This window comes from Gilliamella sp. X-46 (assembly GCF_057063525.1).
On the sequence record NZ_JBXSQH010000005.1, the window covers coordinates 86993 to 111085 of the forward strand.

17 protein-coding genes, 1 pseudogene and 1 CRISPR repeat array are annotated in these 24093 nt (G+C 36.2%); of the genes and pseudogenes, 3 read left to right on the forward strand and 15 right to left on the reverse strand.

Annotated features, from left to right (window positions below; all coding sequences use genetic code 11):
• Positions 1-288: 288 nt before the first annotated feature.
• The 6 genes from ACYIAJ_RS05910 to rplM all read right to left on the reverse strand — a co-directional run bounded on the left by ACYIAJ_RS05910 (position 289) and on the right by rplM (position 7474).
• Entirely contained in the window at positions 289-1854 is a 1566-nt protein-coding gene (locus tag ACYIAJ_RS05910) for a hypothetical protein (protein WP_483564475.1), read from the reverse strand.
• A 503-nt stretch (positions 1855-2357) separates the two neighbouring features.
• Positions 2358-4898: an autotransporter outer membrane beta-barrel domain-containing protein gene (locus tag ACYIAJ_RS05915; protein WP_483564476.1), complete on the reverse strand. Its 2541-nt coding sequence runs from the start codon at positions 4896-4898 to the stop codon at positions 2358-2360.
• 299 nt (positions 4899-5197) lie between these two features.
• Complete coding sequence (locus ACYIAJ_RS05920) at positions 5198-5605, reverse strand: ClpXP protease specificity-enhancing factor (RefSeq protein WP_483564477.1); 408 nt, start codon at positions 5603-5605, stop codon at positions 5198-5200.
• Positions 5606-5654: 49 nt separating this feature from the next.
• The gene (locus ACYIAJ_RS05925; RefSeq protein WP_091350867.1) at positions 5655-6287 is read right to left on the reverse strand and encodes a glutathione S-transferase N-terminal domain-containing protein; all 633 of its coding nucleotides are present in this window, start codon (positions 6285-6287) and stop codon (positions 5655-5657) included.
• A 354-nt stretch (positions 6288-6641) separates the two neighbouring features.
• Complete coding sequence (gene rpsI, locus ACYIAJ_RS05930) at positions 6642-7034, reverse strand: 30S ribosomal protein S9 (RefSeq protein ID WP_034915459.1); 393 nt, start codon at positions 7032-7034, stop codon at positions 6642-6644.
• An 11-nt stretch (positions 7035-7045) separates the two neighbouring features.
• Positions 7046-7474 (reverse strand): 50S ribosomal protein L13, encoded by a 429-nt coding sequence (rplM, locus tag ACYIAJ_RS05935; protein WP_065566227.1) that lies wholly within the window; start codon positions 7472-7474, stop codon positions 7046-7048.
• Between the two features lie 277 nt (positions 7475-7751).
• Between rplM and ACYIAJ_RS05940 the strand changes: the two genes are divergently transcribed.
• Positions 7752-8372 carry a YrbL family protein gene (locus ACYIAJ_RS05940; protein ID WP_483559974.1) on the forward strand — a complete coding sequence of 207 codons (621 nt, stop codon included), beginning with the start codon at positions 7752-7754 and terminating at the stop codon, positions 8370-8372.
• On the opposite strand, the gene pmrB is transcribed toward ACYIAJ_RS05940, so the two are convergent.
• The 9 genes and pseudogenes from pmrB to ACYIAJ_RS05985 all read right to left on the reverse strand — a co-directional run bounded on the left by pmrB (position 8341) and on the right by ACYIAJ_RS05985 (position 21298).
• Positions 8341-9444, reverse strand: a complete 1104-nt coding sequence (gene pmrB / locus ACYIAJ_RS05945) for a two-component system sensor histidine kinase PmrB (RefSeq protein ID WP_483564478.1) — start codon at positions 9442-9444, stop codon at positions 8341-8343. The genes ACYIAJ_RS05940 and pmrB overlap by 32 nt on opposite strands.
• Before the next feature lie 33 nt (positions 9445-9477).
• The gene (gene pmrA, locus ACYIAJ_RS05950; protein ID WP_483559970.1) at positions 9478-10140 is read right to left on the reverse strand and encodes a two-component system response regulator PmrA; all 663 of its coding nucleotides are present in this window, start codon (positions 10138-10140) and stop codon (positions 9478-9480) included.
• 97 nt (positions 10141-10237) lie between these two features.
• Positions 10238-10786, reverse strand: coding sequence for an undecaprenyl-diphosphatase (locus ACYIAJ_RS05955; RefSeq protein WP_483559968.1), 549 nt, complete (start codon positions 10784-10786; stop codon positions 10238-10240).
• A gap of 111 nt (positions 10787-10897) precedes the next feature.
• Positions 10898-11581 (reverse strand): amino acid ABC transporter permease, encoded by a 684-nt coding sequence (locus tag ACYIAJ_RS05960; protein ID WP_483559966.1) that lies wholly within the window; start codon positions 11579-11581, stop codon positions 10898-10900.
• Positions 11582-11587: 6 nt separating this feature from the next.
• A pseudogene (locus tag ACYIAJ_RS05965) lies at positions 11588-12308 on the reverse strand (amino acid ABC transporter permease).
• 3 nt (positions 12309-12311) lie between these two features.
• Positions 12312-13145 carry an ABC transporter substrate-binding protein gene (locus ACYIAJ_RS05970; RefSeq protein WP_446718913.1) on the reverse strand — a complete coding sequence of 278 codons (834 nt, stop codon included), beginning with the start codon at positions 13143-13145 and terminating at the stop codon, positions 12312-12314.
• A 169-nt stretch (positions 13146-13314) separates the two neighbouring features.
• Positions 13315-13737: a nucleoside-diphosphate kinase gene (gene ndk / locus ACYIAJ_RS05975; protein WP_483559964.1), complete on the reverse strand. Its 423-nt coding sequence runs from the start codon at positions 13735-13737 to the stop codon at positions 13315-13317.
• Between the two features lie 14 nt (positions 13738-13751).
• On the reverse strand, positions 13752-16049 hold the full coding sequence (pbpC, locus tag ACYIAJ_RS05980) for a penicillin-binding protein 1C (RefSeq protein WP_483559962.1): 2298 nt from the start codon (positions 16047-16049) through the stop codon (positions 13752-13754).
• Between the two features lie 110 nt (positions 16050-16159).
• A complete protein-coding gene (locus ACYIAJ_RS05985; protein ID WP_483559961.1) occupies positions 16160-21298 on the reverse strand; it encodes an alpha-2-macroglobulin family protein in 5139 nt (1712 codons plus the stop codon).
• A gap of 782 nt (positions 21299-22080) precedes the next feature.
• Positions 22081-22409: a CRISPR direct-repeat array (repeat unit 28 nt; unit sequence TTTCTAAACCGCCTACACGGCGTTAAGG).
• Positions 22410-23076: 667 nt separating this feature from the next.
• On the opposite strand from ACYIAJ_RS05985, the gene ACYIAJ_RS05990 reads away from it, so the two are divergent.
• Both ACYIAJ_RS05990 and ACYIAJ_RS05995 read left to right on the forward strand, forming a co-directional pair.
• Positions 23077-23598: a transposase gene (locus ACYIAJ_RS05990; RefSeq protein WP_483564479.1), complete on the forward strand. Its 522-nt coding sequence runs from the start codon at positions 23077-23079 to the stop codon at positions 23596-23598.
• On the forward strand, positions 23595-24093 hold a 499-nt coding region (locus tag ACYIAJ_RS05995; protein ID WP_483564480.1), incomplete at its 3' end, for an IS3 family transposase. The genes ACYIAJ_RS05990 and ACYIAJ_RS05995, both read left to right, overlap by 4 nt.

Sequence of the window (24093 nt, forward strand, 5' to 3'; positions counted from 1 at the left end):
CCAAATAAAAACTTCAATAAAATCAATACCTTTTCTGACTAATTTTTGGTGGAAATAAGGCTTTTTTTGTTGGTGGATAGAATGAATTAGATGCAGTGGTTTCGGACGTTTGCAGTTTAGTGTTCAAAATAGCTACCGTGACCACGTCCGAAATCTTACCGCGCTAAAATAGAATACCAATTTAAACCGCAAGCGCCCCAACTTCCCGAGGGCGCTGTTCTTTGTTAGATTGTCCTCTTGCACCATAATCACCCTGCGACCTCAGGATTAATAACCAAGAAATAAAAGCTAAGGTGCGATGCAAAGGGCATAACGATTGTAGCTGGCAATGCCGTTGTAGACGCCACCGTTGCCCGAGTAGACAGAGAGACCATTGCTACCTGTAGAGTCGCTTGCCCAGGCATTGCCGTTGACGAAACCTGCATCAGCATAGTGATACATGTGGCCCCATTCTGTGAAAAATCCTGCTCCTATTCGTCGCTGGTACCAATTATCAGATGAGCTAGGCATAGCGCCATCTATGCCGTTTATACATGGAAAGTCTGTATTAACACCACACTTCGCGTTAGTTAACTCCCTAACCTGTGGTACACGATAACCTAAACGACTACACCAAGATATTTGGTCAGACTGATAACCCAGTTGATTACCCCGATTGACGAACCACTGCTTTAAGACAAATCCGTACCTCACCTCCCTACCATAACTATCCCTACCGACCAACTCAAAGGTCTGCGGCAAAGATGGCGGTATTAAAGGACTAGGATTAGCTACGTTTATCTGAGCATCACTCGCCCTAGGACCATTTAACTTAACACGTGCGACAATTTTTCCACTATCAGCACTAGGGATCCATCTATCATTAGCTGTTACACTTGTCACGGTAGCCGTTATCCCACCACGCGTGACCGGAGGCCATGTCAATTGACTTGCATCGACTCCATCTATGAGTAAATCAAAATACAATCCATCAGCACCCGTTGTCGGAAAATTTAGACCATAAGATGACGAATTTGTAGATTGAGTGAAGAAACCCTTTGTTGAACTCCATATGTTAGATGGGCCTGCATAACGAGGGTTGTCGTAAGAATCGATGCCTGTAGTGCCACCCAATAACAAATTCGGCCTGACTGATTGCACAGAGTAACAACTACCAGAAGAATCCGGCTTGATATAATAAGTCGCAGTACCTCCAACAAAAGTACTACTATTTGGCACACCATAACGTGTGGTTAAGCTACCAGCAGTACTAGTTAATATTACCTTATAAGGAGCACTACATATACTTAATGTATCACTACGACTTACTGTTCGATCTTCTTTATCCGTAAATAATACCGATATACTCCCAGTAGCCGTTACACCACTTGTACCCAGACCATCACCATCATCATCCCCCCAGTTACCTTGAGTAATTAAGTCATTTAAACTCACTGAATTAGTTGATGACGGAACTAACATATCTATATTACCCAAAGTACTTCCTGCAGGTAATATTATTGGATTTGTTGCACTTGATGTATTAGTCGATGGTGTGATAATTCGTCCATCCTGCAACTTAATAGACAATAAACTATCCGTTGAAGTCGCCCTAGTTTGCCCCCCATCAAACGTTAAATATGGCGCACTCCCCTCAATAGCTTTTGATGTATAAACCGATAACGCCTGTGCATTAAACGAAGAAAAGAATAACAAGGCTGAAAAGACCAATGGTGATTTTAATAAAAATATCGACCGCAGTGAAATTGCTAATAATTTCACTAAATTAAGTGGTAAAAATAAAGCTCGTGATGAATCTTGATGACTACAATAACCTTGATAACAAAAAAAATACACTGAGTAATTAAAATACATAACAATCTACCTATTAAATAAATTTTTATGGGAATTTTAGGATTGTTTGCTCGTTTAATGATGCGGACATTTGTCTGGTGATAAAAATTATATTCTACAAGGAAATAAAGACTCAGTCTTTTTTTGTTAACTTTTGTAAAGATTTACTTGCCAAGCAATGCTTTAGTAAAAGTTTTATTTAGTCGCTTTAGATTTAAAACAACTAAATAAAATCAATACTTTCCCAACCATTTTTTGGATGGATAAATAGCTGTTATTAAAGCATTTATTTATGGTTTTGCTAGGGGACGGAACTTTATAAATGTTGTATAAGCTTTTTATTTCGAATGAAAATAGAAAAATATTAGTGAAATAAATGTGTTTCCTGAAAGATTTTTAAGTAAAAACTTTATGATAGTTAAATACCATAAAACCCATTAACCTAGATGATCAATGGGTTTTATTGTTATTCTTATGAACGTTTTATTTTGTTATACAAACAAAACAAAGTCATGTTGATTTATTTAAAAGCTGTAACGGTATCCTACATTTGCTTGTTTTTGATCAAACTTGTTACCAAGTGAATAAACGATATCACCATAAATTTGGTGATTTTTGTTAAATTGCATATTGATACCAATACCGTTATCCCACCAGTTACCACCAAAATCATATTTTTCTTTAGCTACATGATTAAAGGTGTAAGCTGTTTCGCCATCAAATTCTTTTAGATAACCAGTTTTAAAGTAGATATTTGCTGGGTTATCAGCGTCTTGTATTTCGTAACCTAAAATAACACTAGTTCTACCAATTAATGAGTTATAGCTACTTAATTTGGTTTTTAATCCATTAGTTGCTTTAATTGTTGTGTTATTTTGGCGAGAATACGTTAGCTGTGCTTGTGGCTCAATATACCATTCAGACGAGTAAAAGCGTTGTCCAACTTCGGCGCCAACTGAAAATCCGTCTGTATCGCCATCACCTTTAACGTTATAACCACCACCAGTACGACTATTAAATTTATTTGCCATTCGCATATACTTCACTAAACTATCGACATATAAGCCACTATGCGTTTGCATTGTAGAATATAATGCAGCAGAATAACTTTTAGTGTTGCCATCGCCCACGTTATGATCAATGTTACCTCGGCTAAAGCCTCCCATAATACCGTAATAGATATCGTAGTTATCATTATCAAGTTGTCGATCAACACCTAGTTGCAAACCATAATAGTTCATATCAAAATTAGACAAACGGCTATCATTAAATGAACTTAATTTACCTGTATAGACTCGCCCCCATGTATCACCACTGGCGCCATTATTCATATTAAGTTGACCCATTCGTTGCAATAATGTTTGGGTTTCAACATAATTCATTAAATAGCTTGAATTTAGAATATTGGCGGCATTTTGCGCGGTATGAGTTAATAGCGGTTTTTGAGCTATTGGTTTGTTAGGGTTGTTACCATTACCTACTCCATTACCACCAGCATTATTGTTATTGTTATTATTGTTATTATTATTGTTTCCATTTTGAGGAAGTAGTGTTCCAGATAAAACCCAATCTTCAGTACCTGCGCCACGAGTACCATTAACTTTAGTTAAGGTATTAAACTGATAAGGACCAACATCAAAAGACTGTGATGACAGACCAAAAACAGCACTACCACCTTCGGTCTCAACAAGTGTTATTCTTTCATTTCCTGTTACCGAGCTTGCACCTGTTTTATCATCAATAAGCGTAATTTTATGATTACCTGTAGCCAAGCCAGTACCAATTACTTTAAGTAAATCATTGGCTATGTTTTGGCCAATCCCAGTTCGCATTTCAAACACACCGTTACCAGCTAATGAATTTGTCACTAATCTCATCGCATTAGTGCTATTAAGAACATCCACTGAGCTTGGCGTTGCATAGCTGTAACCAAAGCTAATTTTAGAATCATTGCCTAACGTTAATGAATCTAGGGATGAATTGTCAGTCATCTTCCATTGGCTTTGATTACCTAGAAGAGATAAATTAATATCACCTTTACTTGACGGTGTTAATACATTATTTTCCATCGCAGTTAATAGCGTTGAACCATCGGTAAGGTTGAGATTAATAATGCCCCTGCCATTGGCAGTAGTCCTTGCATAAATATCACCTTCAAGATTTGTTTTGCCATCGATATTTATTTCACCAATATCGGCTTGTATTGCATTGTATTGCTGACTATCACGAGAAATAATATTGTTTATATTTGAACCACTGTTAATATTCACTTTACCGTTTTGTTGACTAGAATAAATCGTTGTACCATGTTCAGTAATAACATCTAATCCATTATTAAAATTAACAGTAGAGCTTACATTAGCATTTGGTCTTCCAGGTTCGACTCCCGTGTTAATACCAATACCACTTTGCCCCGTCATATGAATAGTAACATTATCATTAAAAATTAAATGAGAGGCTAGTGCATTAGGATTATTAGACTTAATAGAAATAATGCCCGAACTATTTTGACCTGAAGAAGTGATATACACTTTATCATTAAACTCACTTTTAGATTCGGATGTTGATGATGTATTGTGACTACGTATACCGTAGAAACCACCTGTTCCTGTACCTGTGATACTGACCTTTTTTTGGAATAATCCTTCCGAGCCACTAGAGATATAAATACCTGTACCATCAACTATATTGAATTCGAGTTCACTATTAGAAACTATTCGACCCAATTGTCTTACGGCAATACCATAAAAAGAATCCGGGTTACCAACAACATTTCCTTTAATAATAAATTTATCAGTGCTACCTGGTGCTCCAACAGTTATGCTTCTTCTATTCGATTCAAGTCCTATTCCTCCATTAGTACTTATGTTAATATGTGGTCCAGTGGCAGAAGAGGTCTCTATCAAAATATCGTCATTACTACGGAGAGTGCTAATTCCTGTAGTACGGTAATTACTAATATTAGTATCATTAATATTCACTGTGGCATTAGCCAGCATAGGAATCATAGGTAGTATGCCTAATGATCCCCTAAGCAATACCGTGATTTGATTTAAATTTATCATAATTAATTCTTTCCTTTAGTTGTAACTAATATAATTAGCCTGTATATACTTACAACAACAAGCTCCGAGATAACAAAATACTACCATTATGTCTATGCTTATACACTACTCAATAGCTTAAAAAAGATATCAATTTAAAAATACTTTATACCTAAATATCAATGTATATTTTATTACTTATCGTACTGTTTTAGCCAACTAAATTTTATACACAAACATTACCGTTGCTCACTAATAGTGCACAACGATAATATTTATAGTTTGTTGGATTTCGTAAAATTTTAGATAACAAAAAATAACTATTTTACAACACGAAATGGGTTGGTTTTTGGCTTAACTTGTTCAGTTTGTTGAGATGAGGCTTCACGCTGTGCGTGATATTGTGGTTCATCCTCAAATCCCATTCCAACACCATTTTCACGAGCATAAATTGCTTCAATTGCTGCCATTGGCACCACAATATGTTGAGGCACACCAGAAAAGCGAGCATTGAATTCAATTTGCTCATTAGTCGCTAAATATTGACCAACCGACTGTGGAGCAATATTTAATATAATTTGATTGTTTTGGATAAATTCTTGCGGTACTAATACACCGTATACCGATGTATTAACGACAATATAAGGTGTTAAGTCGTTATCTAGTATCCAATCATAAAAAGCCCTAAATATATAAGGACGACGTGGAGTCATTTGCTCAAGTTCCATTAAGGCTACCTTGTCTAAAGTTATCGTAAATAAAGATAAATTTAATTGATTATGCTCTTATTCTTTTTTCTTCTTCGGTTAATGAACTAACAAAAGCTGGACGTTCAAAAATTCGCGCCATATAAGCTAAATAATTCTTTTCAGCCACTTTTGGTAATTCAATACCAATTAATGGTAAACGCCAAAGTAATGGGGCAAAATAACAATCACATAATGTAAAATCATCACTCATAAAATAATCTTTTTCTTTAAACATGATTGAAATTGAAACAAGATCATCAAGAAGATTTTTTCGTGCTATTTTAGCTTCATCACTATTAGGCGCAGCAATAATTGTTTCGTAAGCACTGTACCACTCTTTTTTTACACGATACATTGTTAACCGAGAATTAGCACGCACAATTGGATAAACAGGCATTAATGGCGGATGTGGAAAGCGTTCGTCAAGATATTCTAATGCAATGTGTGGTTCATATAACGTAAGATCTCGGTCAATTAATGTTGGAATTGAAGCATATGGATTAAGATCCAACAATTCCTGAGGTAAATTATCTGCCGTTACAAACTCTATTTCGGCCGTTACCCCTTTTTCTGCCAGAACAAAACGGATCTGATGCCCGTAAATATCTGTTGTATCACAAAATAATGTCATCACAGAACGCTTATTAACAGCAACAACCATATCCACTCCAAATATACAAAAATTAAAATAAGTTTTTATGATTACTATTCTAACAAATTAGATAACAAATTTGTTAAAAAAAATGAATTTTATTGCATTCTTTTCATAAAGATCAAATATTGGCAAAAAACACAAAACAGCATATATTTGAACATAGAACAAAATAAAATTATTTATATTCATTAAGTTAAATAATATTTTTTTTATAAATAACTATTTTTCATTTAAATTTATTCAGAAAACCGACAAATTATTTTTTCTAATACTCAAAATTAGCATAAAAAAACCCAGCTAATGCTGGGTTTTTTTGAAATATAATTGTAATGTTCTTGTAATGTTTCTTCGACGTTACAATTATCGTTTGCTGAATTGTGGACGACGACGTGCTTTGCGTAGACCCACTTTTTTACGTTCAACTTGACGTGCATCACGAGTAACGAAACCTGCTTGACGTAATGCAGAACGTAAAGTTTCGTCATATTCCATTAATGCACGAGTAATACCGTGACGAATTGCACCAGCTTGACCTGAAATACCACCACCTTTAACAGTAATGTAAAGATCAAGTTTGTCAGTCATTTCAACTAACTCTAACGGTTGCATAACAACCATACGAGCAGTATCACGACCAAAGTATTGCTCTAATGAACGTTTGTTAATAACGATGTTACCACTACCTGGTTTGATAAATACACGAGCAGCGGAACTTTTGCGGCGACCTGTACCGTAATATTGATTATCAGCCATCTTTTATCCCCTTAAATATCTAATACTTGCGGTTGTTGTGCCGCATGATTGTGCTCATTACCAGCATAAACTTTTAGTTTACGGTACATTGCACGACCAAGAGGACCTTTCGGTAACATGCCTTTTACAGCAATTTCGATGACTTGTTCAGGATGACGTTCAATCATTTCTTTAAAAGTCGCTTCTTTAAGTCCACCGATGTAACCAGTATGACGATAATAGATCTTATCAGTGCGTTTTTTGCCTGTTACAGCAACTTTTTCTGCATTGATAACGATAATATAATCACCTGTATCAACATGTGGTGTATATTCTGCTTTGTGTTTACCACGCAAACGGCTTGCGATTTCAGTAGCTAAACGACCTAACGTTTTACCTGCTGCATCAACAACATACCAGTCGCGTTTAACTGTTTCTGGTTTAGCTGAAAAAGTACTCATTCGTAATTATCCAATTTGTAATTAATCTCACGTTAATAAATCATTTTGATTTATTTACACTTTTTAATTGTTTCTATTAATCAACTCACCCCTTCGAGTGGCCATATTAATGTCGACAATCGCAAACAACGTTGGGAAGAACATTGTCGTAACGTGGGTGGCAGTATTATACAGAAATAATACAAAAGCGCTAGAGTTAAAAAGAAAAAATCATGGCGAGAAGAAACGCTTACTGTTAAAATTTGGTTTAACATTAAATAACGACACATTGGTATAAATGGACAATAAAATTCTACTTTCTAAAGATGATTATATAGGCAAAGGATTACACCGCAAATGCTATCATCATCCAATAGATCCTAATAAATGCATTAAAGTTAATTACAATGACGGTGCAGAAGAAGAAACAAACCGCGAAATAGCTTATTATAAACACCTTATTAGACGTAATATTGCATTTGATGCATTAGCAAAATATTATGGCTCAGTTTCAACCAATTACGGTAAAGGCCATGTTTTCGAGCTTATTCGAGATTATAATGGTGAAATAGCCATACCGCTTGAAAAATATCTTGCTGATAATAAATTAACTAAACAATATTATGATGATTTAGTTATCTCATTAAAAAATTTAAAATTAGCTTTATTAAAAGACCGCATTATTACAATGACAATCAAAAGCAAGAATATCTTATTTCAGCATTTAAATGCAGATAAAAGCCGCTTGATTATTATCGACAATATCGGTAATTCAACCCTTATTCCCATCGCTAATTATATTTCTTTTTTTGCGAAAGCTAAAATTGAACGAACTTGGCAACGTTTTTTAGCCTCAATTATTAAAGAAAATAGCCACAATAATTTAATCACTCGTTTAGTTGACGAGGTGAATCAGTAATCCGAAATTGTGCAATAGCACCTTTCACATTATTAGGTCTATTTTTTAAGGTAAATAGACCTTGATGTAATTTAGCAATACGATTAACAATACTTAAGCCAAGCCCAATACCATTATGCTTACGATCCATGCGAAAGAAGGCTTGAGTCAGTTGTTCGCTCTTAGATTCATCAATGCCGTTTCCTTCATCTTCGACCGTAATAACTATGTCTTTTTTATCTTGATAACAACTTACCAAGATTTTGGTATTATCTGGACTGTAACGATAACTATTTTCGACTAAATTACGTACTAAAAGTTTTATCAAAGTTGCATCACCATTAAAGTTCAAATCTTTATTCGCCATATACCACTCAAGCTTTTGCTGTTTTTGGGAAGTCAATTCTGTTAGCTCATCAGACAACGGTATCACAATATCATTATAAAAATTAATATGTTGATATTGTCCAACTGTAAATTTTTGACTGGCTCGTGCAAGCATTAATAGCTGTTCGACGGTATTGACTAAACGATCTATACGACTGATTAATTCACTACAATCAATCTTATTTTTATTTTCTAACAATTCTAAATGCAAACGAATCCCTGCTAAAGGTGTTCTCATTTCGTGCGCGACATCAGCAGTAAAAAGCCGTTCTTGAGATAATGTTGCATTGAGCCTAATAAAAAGATTATTCAATACTGATGTAATAGATTTAATTTCACGCATATTACTTATGGGTATAATGGGTTTGAGGTTCTCTTCGGTACGTTGATTGAGATCTTGCTCTAAAATTTCAAGCGGTTTTGTGATCCGCTTGATGGCTTGGTATGCTAAAAATAGTGTCACTAACATCATTGAAAAAGCTGAACAAAATAAAGCAAAAATAGCTTCAAGTTCTTCATGCTCAACGACTTCATTGATTTTATTTTGACTTAACGTTAAGTTAACTAGAACATCAATTTGCTCTTTGCTTTCATGCCATAACCAAAGTACAGTTATAATTTGGCAAACCAACATAATAAAGCCCAAAGTAAAAAAAAGGTTCCAACGAATACTATGGCGTATATTACTCAGTGATTTTGAAATCATAATTTAATTATCTAATTTAAACTAATCGACTTATCAACAGTCATGATTAAGTTGATAACCATAGCCTCGTACTGTACGAATCAAATTTTTACCTAATTTATTGCGTAATCCATGTATATAAACTTCAAGAACATTAGAACTAGGATCACTTTGCCAATCATAAAGATCATTTTGCAATAAATCGCGATGCACCTTTTCGCCAGCTTTTAACATCAATCGAGACAATACAATAAACTCTTTTGGCGTTAAAACCACTTCTTGGTTTTTAAGAGTCACTTTTTTCTGTTTAATATCAATAGTAATGGAGCCATAACTAATAAGGTTATCAGCGGTACCTTGATCTCGACGAATTAGCGCTCTTACTCTAGCTAATAATTCAGTTAAGGCAAAAGGTTTAATTAAATAATCATCAGCACCATTATCTAAACCATCGACTCTATCTTCGATAGTATCGCGAGCAGTTAAAATCAGCACAGGGGTTGAGATATGATTTTTCCGCCAGCGGATCAGCAATTCGAGTCCATCACAATCAGGCAGCCCTAAATCCAGAATAATCAAACTAAATTGTCCAAATTGGATATACTGTTCAGCTTGCTTTCCATTTGATGCAACTTCACAGACATAACCATTTGATGTTATACCATCGTATAACCCTTTTTGTAGCAAGCTATCATCTTCGACAATTAATATCTTCATTGTTGACTACCTTAATGTGGATATTAAAACTACTCAAAATGCTCAACTTCTCATTATATACAGTGTTCGGTATATCTAAAGCAGAAAATTGTCTCTACTAAGAAAACCATCGATTGAGCAATTTATTAATGATTATCCAAAATTTTTTAATTAAATACACCGAAATAATACTCACAAGAAATCCAACAGCAATATCTAATGGCCAATGAATACCAAGATAAACTCGACTCCAGCTAACAAGTACTGCAATTAGAGCAAATAAATATAAAAATCTTTTAAAGCGGCATTTGTCATTGAATAAAACAGTGAAAAAAATTGTCCATACAAATACCGCATGTTGGCTTGGTAACGAGCTTGTGTTGTCGTGGAAAAAATAATGGGTTCCAACTTCAACAGCAAAAGGACGTGGCGAATAAAAACAATGACGAATAATAAAAGTGACAAACAACGCCACACCTAAACTAATTACCGTTTTTAGTACTAATTGCCGATAAAAAGGCCGGATAAACCAGCATACTGCCATAATAATAATAGGGATATAAACTAAATATTTAGCACAAAAAATAGCAAAATAAATAAACAGGCTCGACGCTTTATCCGAAGCGTTAATTAATAGAAATAGTTGGGTATTAAAATCGCACCACATAACCTATTTACCTATATTTATTTAAATTATTAATAATTTAACGCATAAACCTTAAAAGAACCTTAATAAAATTCTTATTTACTAAACAGGCTAATACAGATAGATAGAAAATTATTTAGAATGAAATAATCGGCATTTTGGCAAAATCGAAACAGCAAAATCAAGCGATGCGCAAATAATAAAATAAACAATAATTACAAATAAAAAAATCTCAGTTGGATAAACCATACTACGATTATTAACTTGAGTAGCTATAAAAGTAAATTCCGCCACCCCAACAATATAAGCCAAAGACGTATCTTTAATAAGTGATACCCACTGATTGACAAAAGACGGCAACATCATTTTAAGAGCTTGTGGTAAAATGATAAATAGAATAACTTGCTTTTTAGTCAATCCTAATGAAAATGCTGCTTGCCATTGATCTTTAGCCACTGCAATCATGCCGGCATGCACTGAGTGACCAATATATGCAGCACCAATTAAAGATAGTGCACATATCACCGTTGCAATAGCTGGCACATCAACATTAAGCAATACAGGTAATAAGAAGTAAGTCCAAAAAATAAGCATAATAACAGGGATTGCTCTTAAAAAACCAAGTATACCAACTAATAAATAGCGTACTGTTCCTTTTAAGACTGTCAGCCCTACACCGGCCAAAATACCTAACAGCGTTGAAACGATAATTGCAGCAAAACTCATTAACAACGTTAAAAAAATGCCTCCGGGAAAGTTTCCCCACATCATATAACTTAAATTGTTATAAATAACCTCTAAACCTTTAAGTTCCATAATTGATTACACCTTACCTATTTGTAATCGTTTTGCTTGATAAATATTACCTAAAGTTCCAACCATCACTATTGCCAAAATATATAATAAAGTCGCAATGGCAAAATCTTGAAAGGTTTTTAATGATTCGGTTTCGACTTGGCGTGATACATAAGAAAGCTCTAGTACACCAATAGCCATTGTTAATGACGAATTTTTGATAATATTCATATACTGCCCAATTAAAGGCGGAAAGGCAATACGAAAGCTTTGCGGTAAAATAATAAATCGCATACTTTGCCACCAAGTTAACCCTAATGCTAATGAAGCCTGTCCTTGCCCTTGCCTTACACCAGCAATACCGGCTCTAAACTCTTCGGCAATAAAAGCACTGGAATAACACGTTAAACCAACTAAACCAATTATAAATTCAAAGGACGGCATTTTCAGTGAAAAAAAGAACAACGAAATTTGTGGTTCATCAAATAGCCATAACTTAAATTCAACTGGTAATAAATTCGCCAAAATACCAAAAAAAGAGTTGAGGTAATAATGGGGAATAACGAAAAATTGCGTTATACCCCATTACAATCCCTTGAATAATCTTAATTCGACTTTGTTGAGCAATAACTAATAAAAAACCCAGTAATGTTGAAAAGACAATAGTAAGCAATGAGATAGCTAACGTAACTAAAAAACCATCCCATAACCACCACCAATAACGGGATTCAAGTAATTGCTCGTGCATAACTTACTGACCTTTACCTATTTTAAAGTCACCACGAGGCATTGCTGATGTGGTTTCAGGTCCAAACCAACGGTTATAAATTGTTAACGCTTGACCATCTTTTTCAAGTGTTAATAAAATTTGGTTCACTTTTTCTTTTAAGCGATCTTCCCCTTTTGGTATACCAACTGCTTGATATTCTTGGGTGATACTAAATGGCGAAATTTCAAATGCTGCGCGTTGTTCTTCTGGTACATTAGCGAGTAAACCAATTAATTTGGCATCATCTTGAGTAATTGCCTGTACCACACCATTACGTAATGCCGCAAAAGCAAATGGCGTATCATCATAAGAAATCACTTTAGCCGTTGGGTATTTTTCGCGCAGCGTGATTTCCATGACCGTACCTTTATCGGCACCAATTCGAAGGTTCTTTAAATCATCGACTGATTTTAAAACACCTTTTTTTGCTATAAATTTTTGACCAGTCGCAAAATAAGGCAAACTAAAATCAACGGTTTTTGCCCGTTCATCTGTAACAGTAAAATTCGCAACAATTAAATCAGCTTTTTGAGATGTTAATAATGGAATTCGATTAGCTGGATTGGTTGGGACAAGATCAACTTTAACATTGAGTGCTTTACCGATTTCATTTGCATAATCAACATCAAGACCAACAATTTTATTGGTTTTTTCGTCAACATATCCAAATGGCGGGTTGCTATCAAACACGGCTATTTTGATTTCCCCGCGTTTTTCGATGTCATCAAGGCGGTCTGCGTAAGCTGAATTTGCACCTAACAAACTACTTATTAATGCGACCACTGTTAGTGATTTAGTCAACAATTTCATCCTGATTCTCCCTAATAAAGGTTATGTTATTTTCAGTTAAAGTCTAGCAACAAAGAATCAAATGAATAAATAACAAATACTCACATGGTTATAACTTAAAGTTATATCAATCATTATAAAAAAAATCCTCGGATAACGGTAATACGCAATACAACCGCTATTTTATAAAATTGATTTACCCAACTATCTCGCTATCAACAAAAAAGTAAGCAATTTCCTTTTCGGCCGAGGTTAAAGAATCTGAACCATGTACGGCATTTTCGGTCATACTATCAGCAAAGTCAGCCCGTAAAGTGCCTGCGGTTGCTTTAGATAGATCAGTCGGTCCCATCAATTCCCGATAACGTTTAATGGCATTATTGCCTTCAAGAACCTGAACAACTATCGGGCCAGATATCATAAAGTTAACTAATTTATCAAAAAATGATTTACCTTGATGCTCTGCATAAAAGCCCTCAGCTTGCTCTTTCGTTAATCTAAGCATTTTTAGGGCAATAATGTTAAGTTTTGCTTGGCTGATACAGGTTTCAATTTCACCAATCAATTGCTTTTTAACGGCATTGGGCTTGATAATGGATAATGTTCGTTCAATAGTCATATGCTTGCTCCTAGTTAATCAAGGGTAAATGACAATCGTAAAATTTGACCACTTTGATCTAATAGTAATAGATGATGTAAACCTATTTGAGTTACCGTTAAAGCAACTTTTTGATCGTCATGCGTTTGCTCAATCAATTTACCATCTAAAAACCACCATTTATCACCTGAACCGCCTTGAGGTGTTACATCAATGGTGACATCTTGTTGCCCAGGTAAACGTTTTACCCATTGTTTATCTCGCAGGCCAATAATATTAAGTGGTGAAAAGACATCTTTACCAAACACGGGGCAATCTTTATCCATTTCAGGAAATAGCGATTGCCTGCGTTCTTTCGGTAACAGCCAATTTTCTAACGCTATTGGCCATAATGCAATCTGTTTTTTGTGTGCATTGTTACAATCCGCAGATACACGTTTGCCCTCATTATTAACCCAAATAGTGACCCACCCTGAGCGGTAGATATTGTTATTAAGCACCGTAAGCGTATCAAGCGTTGGAGGAATCATATTATTTAATATCCAAGCATTTTTCTGACGGTGACAGTTTTCATCGTTTGCTGGCAGAACTTGCCCTGATGGCCAACAAATTTTTGCTGAAGTCACCGTTGCCGGTTTTGTTAATAAAGGTAATGGTCGATTGAGTCGTCGCTCTTTATTTAATAATAACGAGTTAACTTGTTGTAAAATCGGCACCGCGGTAATACTGCCGTATTGTCCAACAACAGGGGTTCCATCTGGACGACCAACCCAAACACCAATTAAATAACGAGGGTTCATACCAACCGCCCAAGCATCACGATAGCCATAACTAGTACCTGTTTTATAGACAAGTTGATGATTATTAATTAGCATCTGCCTTGTGATCCATGCGCTGCCATCGCTAATAAATGGCCTATTTAACAATGGTTCATCTTGTGTAAAACGTAAAGGGCTGACTTGTCCATGACGAGCAAAGGCACTATAGGCGCTGACCAAGTTATCCATCCTTAACGATGCACCACCTAATATATACGATATATTAGGATTATTACCGTTAGACTCAAGCGGTAAGCCGATACTAGCAAGCTTGCCAGCAAACCTTTTAGGACCATAAAGCTCAATTAACTCAACCGCAGGTAAGTTTAATGAATTTTTTAATGCTTCTGAAGCACTGATTGGACCATAAAAATCTTCATCAAAATTTGTAGGCCGATAATCAGAACTAATTCGAGGTGTATCTTGCAATAGCGATTCAGAATGAATCATACCATCATCAATCGCGAGTGCATACATAAAAGGCTTTAATGTCGATCCAGGTGAGCGAAGTGCACTTATCATATCAACCTGACCAAACCGTTCTTTATCATTAAAATCAACCGAACCAACATAACCTTTTACTGACATATCGGTATGATCGACAACTAAAATAGCCAGCGAAGTTTTTTGGGGTAGCTGGTTTTTACGATTATTGGCAATATCTTCAAGACTATATTGTAGAGATAGATCAATAGTTGAATGAATAATATCAATACTTGGGTATTGTTGATTTAATCTTCGAGCTAACAGCGGCGCAAGTTGTGGCTTTTTACGTGGGTAAACCCAGACCTCTTCTTTTTTGACTTGCTCTATAATATCAGATGACCATACTTGGTATTGGGCTAACCTTGCTAAAACTTTGTCTCGAGCCTGTTTGGCGCGCTTAGGATATCTATCAGGGCGCAAACGGCTTGGTGCTTGTGGCAATACCGCTAATAATACCGCCTCGCTACGTGTTAACGCCTTTGGAGCTTTACCAAAATAAGACCAACTCGCCGCTCCCAAGCCTTCGATAGTGCCACCAAATGGTGCACGGTTAATATATAAAGTTAAAATCTCGTCTTTGGTAAAATGCAACTCAAGTTGCAATGTTCGAAATATTTGCTTCAACTTACCTATCACTGTACGATCATGTGGATCGAGCAGCCTTGCAACCTGCATCGAAATAGTGCTCCCACCCGAAATAATGCGCTTATTAGTAATATTTTGCCAAGCAGCTCGCAGTAACGAAGCAAAATTAATACCGACATGATCATAAAAGTGACGATCTTCATAATTCAATAACACATCAAGATAGTCATTAGGCACATCATCTAATTTGATCGGATACCGCCAAACACCATTTTCATCAGCAAAGCGCCAAAGTGGTGTACCATCTTGAGCAAGAATGGTTTGTGTGGTTTTATTGTTTGTAATAGAGAGCGGAAAGAAATAATCGGCAACAAAAAAGCCACCTAATAATACAAGGATGAAAAAAAACAAGAAAGCCAGAATATTGCGCAGGCACTTTTTCATTTTGTCAAAAGTTTCAAAAAGCTATAGTTGATATAAAATAGATACCGCTAACGAATGTTAGCGGTATCTATTTGTTTATATTTTTAATCATCAAACCGAATTAAGACCTGCTATTGCTGATCTGGTATATTCGATTCACCATTACGCTCAACAATAGATATCAAGTCAAAGGATTGACCAATGGCAAACCGCTCAGGGTGATACATTGATTCGACATAAGGATATGGAATCATATAATTCCCCGCCGTTACCGCCCGAGCTAAATAAGCAACACGTGTACGATATGTACCCTCACTCACATAATGATTAATATCAACAGCTGCGACGTATCTATCATCACGGAATTCTTGATATTTAACATCATTGCTGTCTTCATCTTTCAGCAAATTGGCTAGTTCAGGAATGGCCTGCAAGCTCACGCTACTATTAGTTAGATTTTGATTTTCTAACTCAATACCAGCCGGTAAAAAATCGACAATTAATGCATCGTGAACAGCTTCTTTATGCGCATTAGCTTCTAATAAAACCACCATCAAATCGCCTACTTTCATATGATTCGGTTGGATTTTATTACCGCTCAAATCATAATAAGTACGTTTAATGGTTAATTCACTATTATCACTTGTTGGCGCTGGGGACTTCTTGCCATAACCTGAAACAGTGAATTTGACATAAAGCGGCTGCGCATTTTCCGGATTTGAAATGGTTAAGCCATTAGACAAATCAGAAAAATCCAAAGAGCGCGATAGTGCTGAATTAACATTATTTGTATGATTATTAATCACAACATCAAATTTTTGCGAGGATTTATGTTGTTCTAACGACCAACCTGCCATAAATAAAGCATTGAGTTCCTGCGTTGAAAAATAACGCCTATCATTGAGTAAATCTGATAACTGAATTAAATAATCCGCTTGTTTATCAACACTGAGCCCGTTGTCAACCAATAAAGATAGTACCAATGCGTTATCACGAATAGCACTACCATATTCACCCAACCAAGAATATTGATGATTATAACTTGTAGTAAATACCTGCGGCATTAAACTATCATAGATATTATCAAAACCAGCCAGTTTCGCAGATAGTGCCAGCTGAGCAATCGGCAGAGGTGAAAACACCTTAAAATTACCCTGCGTAATCTGTTGATACATTCGATTAATTTCGTTACGCACCGATACCGTGATTTTATTTTGCTTTGTCAGTACCATTAAAGCATAAGCTTTAGTAGCAAAATTTGTATAATCAATCACTTGTGAATTGTCATAGTAATTTTGTAAACTATTAAACGCATTAGTATCGTAAACATATTGGCTAATACGCGAAATGGCCGCATCAAGCGCATTATTATTGACATTATAGCCCCGCTCTTTGGCTTGCAATAAAAAGTCAGTTGCATACACAGTTAACCAATGTTCTTCAGAACTATCTCTACTCCATAAACCAAAACTACCATTATTGCGTTGCATCGATAAAATGCGCGAAATACCTAATTGCACTTTTTCACGTCGTTTGTCATCTGATTCGGTTTTAATTCCTAAAGCAGAAAGCTGCTCTTGGTTTGCATATAATAACGGTGTTAAACCACTAATGGTCTGTTCCAAACAGCCATAGGGATAGGCAAATAACGTTTTAACATATTGAGCAATATTGAGCGGAGGTTGATTTGATACAATTAATTTACCATCAACGGTATTGTCAATCATATCAACAAGACTACCTTCAGGTAATGACCAGCTTTCACCACCATTGATTGCTATAGAATAATACCGTGTGGTTGCGGCATAAGCAGGTCTAACGCCAATGTTCCAAGATCGTTTGATCTGGTAATCAGAACCATCTTCTAACAAAATACCCTTAACATTAACAGTAACCGTGCCTTGCCCATAGCCATAATCAGCAGCTATTGGCACTTGAATAATTTGTCTTTGCTTGCTATCAAGCGTTAATGTTACTACCTTATCTGAATTTTGATAAACCAAACCATCAGTAGAAACCTCGATCTGCATCGTTTGAGCTTTGTCAGTTAGATTATTCAAATCCAACGCCAAATTAGCCTGATCACCACCCGATAAAAAGCGTGGTGTCGATAGTTCAGCCACAACTGGTGATGCAACAAGCATGGTTTGTTCAGCCTTACCAAAACGAGTATCATCCCATGCTTGCGTCATTATGCGCAATTCGCCATTAAAATCAGGTAAAGCAAGGTCAACAACACCTTCGCCATCATCATTTAACTGAATGGTTTGCAATTGCTGAGCCACAATATTAACATCATTTGATGGCTTTTTACCGCCAGCACTAGCACCAAGCATTGCATCACCACCAAAGCTCATATTGACATTGCGCCCTTTACCTTCAATCAACTTACCATAAACATCATAAAGATCCACGTTATAACGTTTACGACCCAAAAACGCACTATAAGGATCAGGAGTTACAAAATTAGTAATATTTAATACACCAGAATCCACAGCCGAAACCAATACCGTTACCTTATGATCTTGCTGGATTGCATTTTTATCCATTTTGATTTTTATTGGAATAGTCTTTTCAGGCTCTGTCTTTTGGGGCGCTTCAATACTTACGTTTAATTGACGATCAGACGTATCAATTGGCAAATAAAGTAAACCAATAGCCCGCTTAATGGTTTGCAGCTCGATATCGGTTGATGGTCGAATAATCATCGCATTAATATAAATATCATGACGACCCCAATCTTGAATTGGAATTTCGACATCAAGACCATGCTCATCAACAGTAATATCTTGTTTCCACAACATACCATCGTTGGTTTCGAGCGAAATATAGCCAGAACCCGCAACAGGAGCTTGAACATTTATTTTAGCAGTATCACCAACGGAATAAGCTGTCTTATCAAGACTTAATTTAACCTGATCAGGGCGAACAGAATGGGTGCCATTAGTATTATCTTCCCAATCGTAACCACTTCTAAAACGCAAGCTACTGGTCACGCCATTTTTAGTATCAATCACCTCAATACGGTAAGAGCCATAATCATCGGTTTGGTAGCTTACTTTAGCGGTGCCATTTTCATCAATAGAAAGCGGTTGCTCTTGCACGACAAATTCGTTCGAATTGTACTCTTGATGCCATCCTGAATCGTCAGACCAACTCCAATAATAATTGCGGCGCTCACGAATAACCCTTGCCTTCAAGTGCCTTGCCGCCAGCTTATTGCCGTCAACGTCAACATAAGCTACTTCAAACTCAGCATTGGCGCCTTTATCAACCGTCGGACTGCTTTGATAACGATCTAACGACCAATCATAATAAGGTGATTGAGAAAACAACGCACGCACAGCCGGCATTTGCTCACTTGGCCAAATAGCTTGGCTGGCATAACGTGTCACTGGCTTACCACCAGAATCAAGCAAACTGGCTTGTAAAACCACATTAATAGGGGAACTTAACTTACCCCAATCGTTAGTATTAATCTTAATTTGCGAAATACCATTGTTATCTAAAAGCGCATCAATATTATCAAGCTGACGATCTACCCCATTATCAACCACGTTACCAATTTTATAATCAGCAAGCTCCGGAATTGTATCGATTTTCTTAACATAAACATAACTTTCTAAACGGTTACCCAAAGCAGGAGCACCATAAAGATACCAACCTTTAACATCAAAACGAATTTCATTATCAAGCATGATGGGTTTATTTGATGTGGTAGTAATTTCCATCCCCATACGCTCTGGCAAGAATTCCTCAACATTGAAATAAGCATAACGGTAATTATCGTCCCCTAAATTAAAACGAAAAGCCCATTTGCCTGTTTCTGCATTAGCTGGAATAGCATATTGCCATTGGTATAAACCGTTTGAATCAGTTTTCGCTTTGATTGTAAAATTTTCAACCACTAAATTATCGGGTGACATAACATCAACCACAATCGGCTGCAAAGGCAACGGCTTACCATCGGCATCACGCAAAAGAGCATTAAAATAGACCGTCTCTTTCGGGCGATATAAGTCGCGAGCGCCAAAGGCAAACAACTGTTTTTGATAAAAAGCCGAACCCATTAAATTATATTCACTTAAACTTAACGCACCACGATCTAAATTAACCAAAGAAATCTGCTTACCATCGCTTGCTGTCAACAAAGAGTACTCCATACCTTTGGGCAAAGTTATATCGGCATAACCATTAGCGTCAGTTTTGGCTGAAACTGTTTTACAGTTCTTATTACTGTCTCGAATACTTTTGCTACATAAAACCGATAAATTGATATCGGAAAGAGGTTTTCCATTATCTAATGCATGGGTAATGACTGATAATTTACCGTTTTCATAGGCATGCACTGCAAAACCGATATTACTGATCGAAAACATCGATACAGAATTTGAATAATCATGACTTCCAGCTTTATTCATCACCGCAAAATAAACACCCTCTTGTTGTAATGGTGTAACGGATGACAAATTAAGTAATACGGTTTCTTGCGAATTACGTTTTGGATTTAAGTCAAATCGAGACGTATAAACTAAATCAACAAACTGATGTAAATCCTTAGAGTCCCAAAATGATAATTGATTAATAAAGCCATAATTATCAATAAAATCGGACAGCTTTTCAGGCTTAATTTTAAAAAAGTTAACATCAATCTTATCAACGTTAAGGGTAACCACTGGCAAACCACTCATTGATTTGCTTGGCAACAAATAACCACTGCTAGCAAACCCAACCATTGGCTTACGATCTTGAGTTTTAATATGAGCTTGATAGACCGAGGCTAAATTACTACCATTAATGCCCGCTAACATCTTATCGATAGTGAGTTCTAAATCGCGGTTTGGTTCAAGGTAACGATGTCTTAATTCTAATCCATTGTCAGACAATTCCCATGCACCATCAACATTCCCCGTTTGGCGATCGACTAAACGCAACAAATTCGAAAATTTAAGATTAGGATTTAAAGGAACCGAAAAGGTAATAACCAGTGTACTTGAACCATCAAGAATGACTTCCGAACTATCAATGACCTTTAATTCTTTATCATGATATTTTTCGACTAATTCTGGAGTAGGTTTAAAAAGTGGCTTAGATTGGTTATCTATTTTCTCGTTATCATTGGGATCGGTTGTATGGTTATTATCAACAAATTCTGATGCCGATGGCGTTGTTGATTGTTCAGTATTTGCAGTTTGCTTAACATCTTTATTATCACAGCCAGCTAATGCTAATAACATACTCAATACAGCGGCCTGTTTAACTAAACCCATTTTTATTATACCTCATATATCATAATCTATCATAATCACTATTGTGGATTATTTTTATTCATTATTAACTATATAATATTATGCACCTCCCCTTACTTTTTGGCAAAGCGTGTTTAGTAAAGTTTGGTAATTTTCAAAAATGACTAAAACATAAAAATTAATATTATCAATAGACTATTTTTAAGTGACGATTAGGGATGTTTGGGTTGGTGTATAGGATGGATTGGGTGTGGTGGTTTCGGACTTTTTGACCTGGGTGAATAAAATAGCTGTAGTGACTAATTCCGAGCAAAAGGCGTTTTTTGTTAAAAACATCCAAAAAAACTTAATAAAATCAATACCTTTCCTGACCGATTTTTGGGCGGAAAATCAGGCCTTTTTGTTTTGGTGAATAGAATAAATTGGGGGCGGTGGTTTCGGACGTTTTGAGCTTGGGTCAACAAAATAGCTATCGTGACCACGTCCGAGCTAAGGGAATTAGAGCGAATTCCCTTAGCAATCCCGCGCTTGGCTGCAGAATGTGGCCTGCGGCTGCCCTCCGCCGTCGCTCGGTCTTAACGCACCGTTTGTGATGCGTTCCAGACGCAGCACAAACTCGCCAAACATCCTTGTTTGGCGTGCTAACCTCACTCTGTTGTCGGCACATTCTGACGCCGGAATAAGACAGACAACATAACCATCTTTTTTGGAAGATATTATGTTTTTATAATTATATGATTTATTTTAATTAAACGCCTGCACGCGTTAAGGCGTGGTCTCTGTTAGAGCGTTTTAACTGGAAATTTCTAAACCGCCTACACGGCGTTAAGGCATAATGATAATCATATTTACGCGAACCACGATTTCTAAACCGCCTACACGGCGTTAAGGATGAAGTTCATCAGTTTGCCCCTATAGCATATTTTCTAAACCGCCTACACGGCGTTAAGGAAGCGAATATTAGACTTTATTTGTGAAAGCTTTTTCTAAACCGCCTACACGGCGTTAAGGGTTACGATTTTTTTGGTAGTCGCCCCACTGTTTTTCTAAACCGCCTACACGGCGTTAAGGCACGCATGCGCCACCGTTCCCGTACCTGCAAAATTTCTAAACCGCCTACACGGCGTTAAGGTAGAGCTTAAGATTTGATAAATCTTGCTGTATAAAGATAAACAACAATTTCGTCTTTGAAAACCCTTTTTTTGAGGTATTTTTTAATATATTGATTTTATTTAATTTTAAATTGTCGTTAAAAAAAGGGTTTGGAGCGGTTAAATTGCTGTTATTGGGGCGCTATTCGTGGTTTTGTTGATTTGTTGTATGTCGGCGCTTTGCTTAGGTTGTGTAAGTGATTGATTTAGCTTAAAAACAGCAAAATAAAAACTTCAATAAAATCAATACCTTTCCTGACCACTTTTTGGATGTAATTACATTGCTTTTTAACAAAAAACAATTCACCCAAAACACCTAAGATTATGTTATTTGTCTTATTCCGGCGTCAGAATGTGTCGACAACAGAGTGAGGTTAGCACGCCAAACAGGGATGTTTGGCGAGGCTATTCTCCGTCTGGAACGGATAATAGCCGGTGCGTTAAGACCGAGCGGCGGCGGCGGACAAATTTGTCTGGAACAAATTTGAACACCTGAGCATAGCGAAGATGGCCTCGTAGAGGCGAGTATCAGGATGATACGAGTAGTGCCGTAGGCCACATTCTGTAGCCAAAGCGTGGGTTGTTAGGGAATTCGTGAACTGCCCCCCAAAAGTTGGATTGTTTAAATCTACTTTTGGGAACAAAATTATGGCCAAAAAATATCCATTCGATTTTAAAAAACAAGTTATTGAACATTATTTTAAGAGTAATGATGGTTATGGTTTAACCGCTTGGCACTTTCAAGTGCCTGTCGGTACAGTGGAGTCGTGGGTAAAGTTATATAAAAGAAAAGGCATTGAAGGACTAAAACCCGTCACAAAACCAAGGTATTTTTCTCCAGATTTTAAATACAAAGTGGTCAGGTATTTTATAGACAATCATCTTTCACAAAATCAAGCTGCTTTGGCGTTTGATATACACTTTGGATATGTAGGCCACTGGTTTAAAATATACCAAAAATATGGCAAAGCAGGTTTTTCAATGACACCGAATCCACCACAGGGAAAAGCAGATAAAAAAATGGCTCAAAAAGTTAAAAAAAATAGTGAAAAAACAAAAGAAGAATTGCTCGAAATGGTCAGTGACCTTGAAGTGGAGGTGGCTTATCTAAAAAAGTTGGATGCCTTACTTCGACAAAAGAGATTAGAAAAAAAGAAAAGTATCAAATAGTTGATGAATTAAGGAAAAAATATCCCTTAAATAAATTGCTTAGCGCATCAGGTTTGTCGCGAAGTACTTTTTACTATCACGATTCGGCTAAATCTAAAATTGATAAAAATAGTGAATTAAAAGCGCTTATTATCAAGATTTATGAAGATAACTTTAGTCGCTATGGTTATCGACGAATTACGGCTGAATTACAAAATAAGAATGTCATTGTGAATCATAAAAAGGTGCTACGTTTAATGAAAGAAATGAGCTTAAAATCCTTGATAAGAGGAAAGAAATATCGTTCTTATAAATGTCGTCTTAGTGCTGTGCCCAATCTATTAAACCGTGATTTTAAGGCGACTAAACCTGGTCAGAAATGGGTAACGGATGCAACTGAGTTTAAAGTGGGAAGTAAAAAACTGTATTTATCACCTATATTAGATTTATACAATCGGGAAATTGTGGCTTATAACTTCAGTGAACGCCCTTGTTATGAATTGGTTGGTGATATGT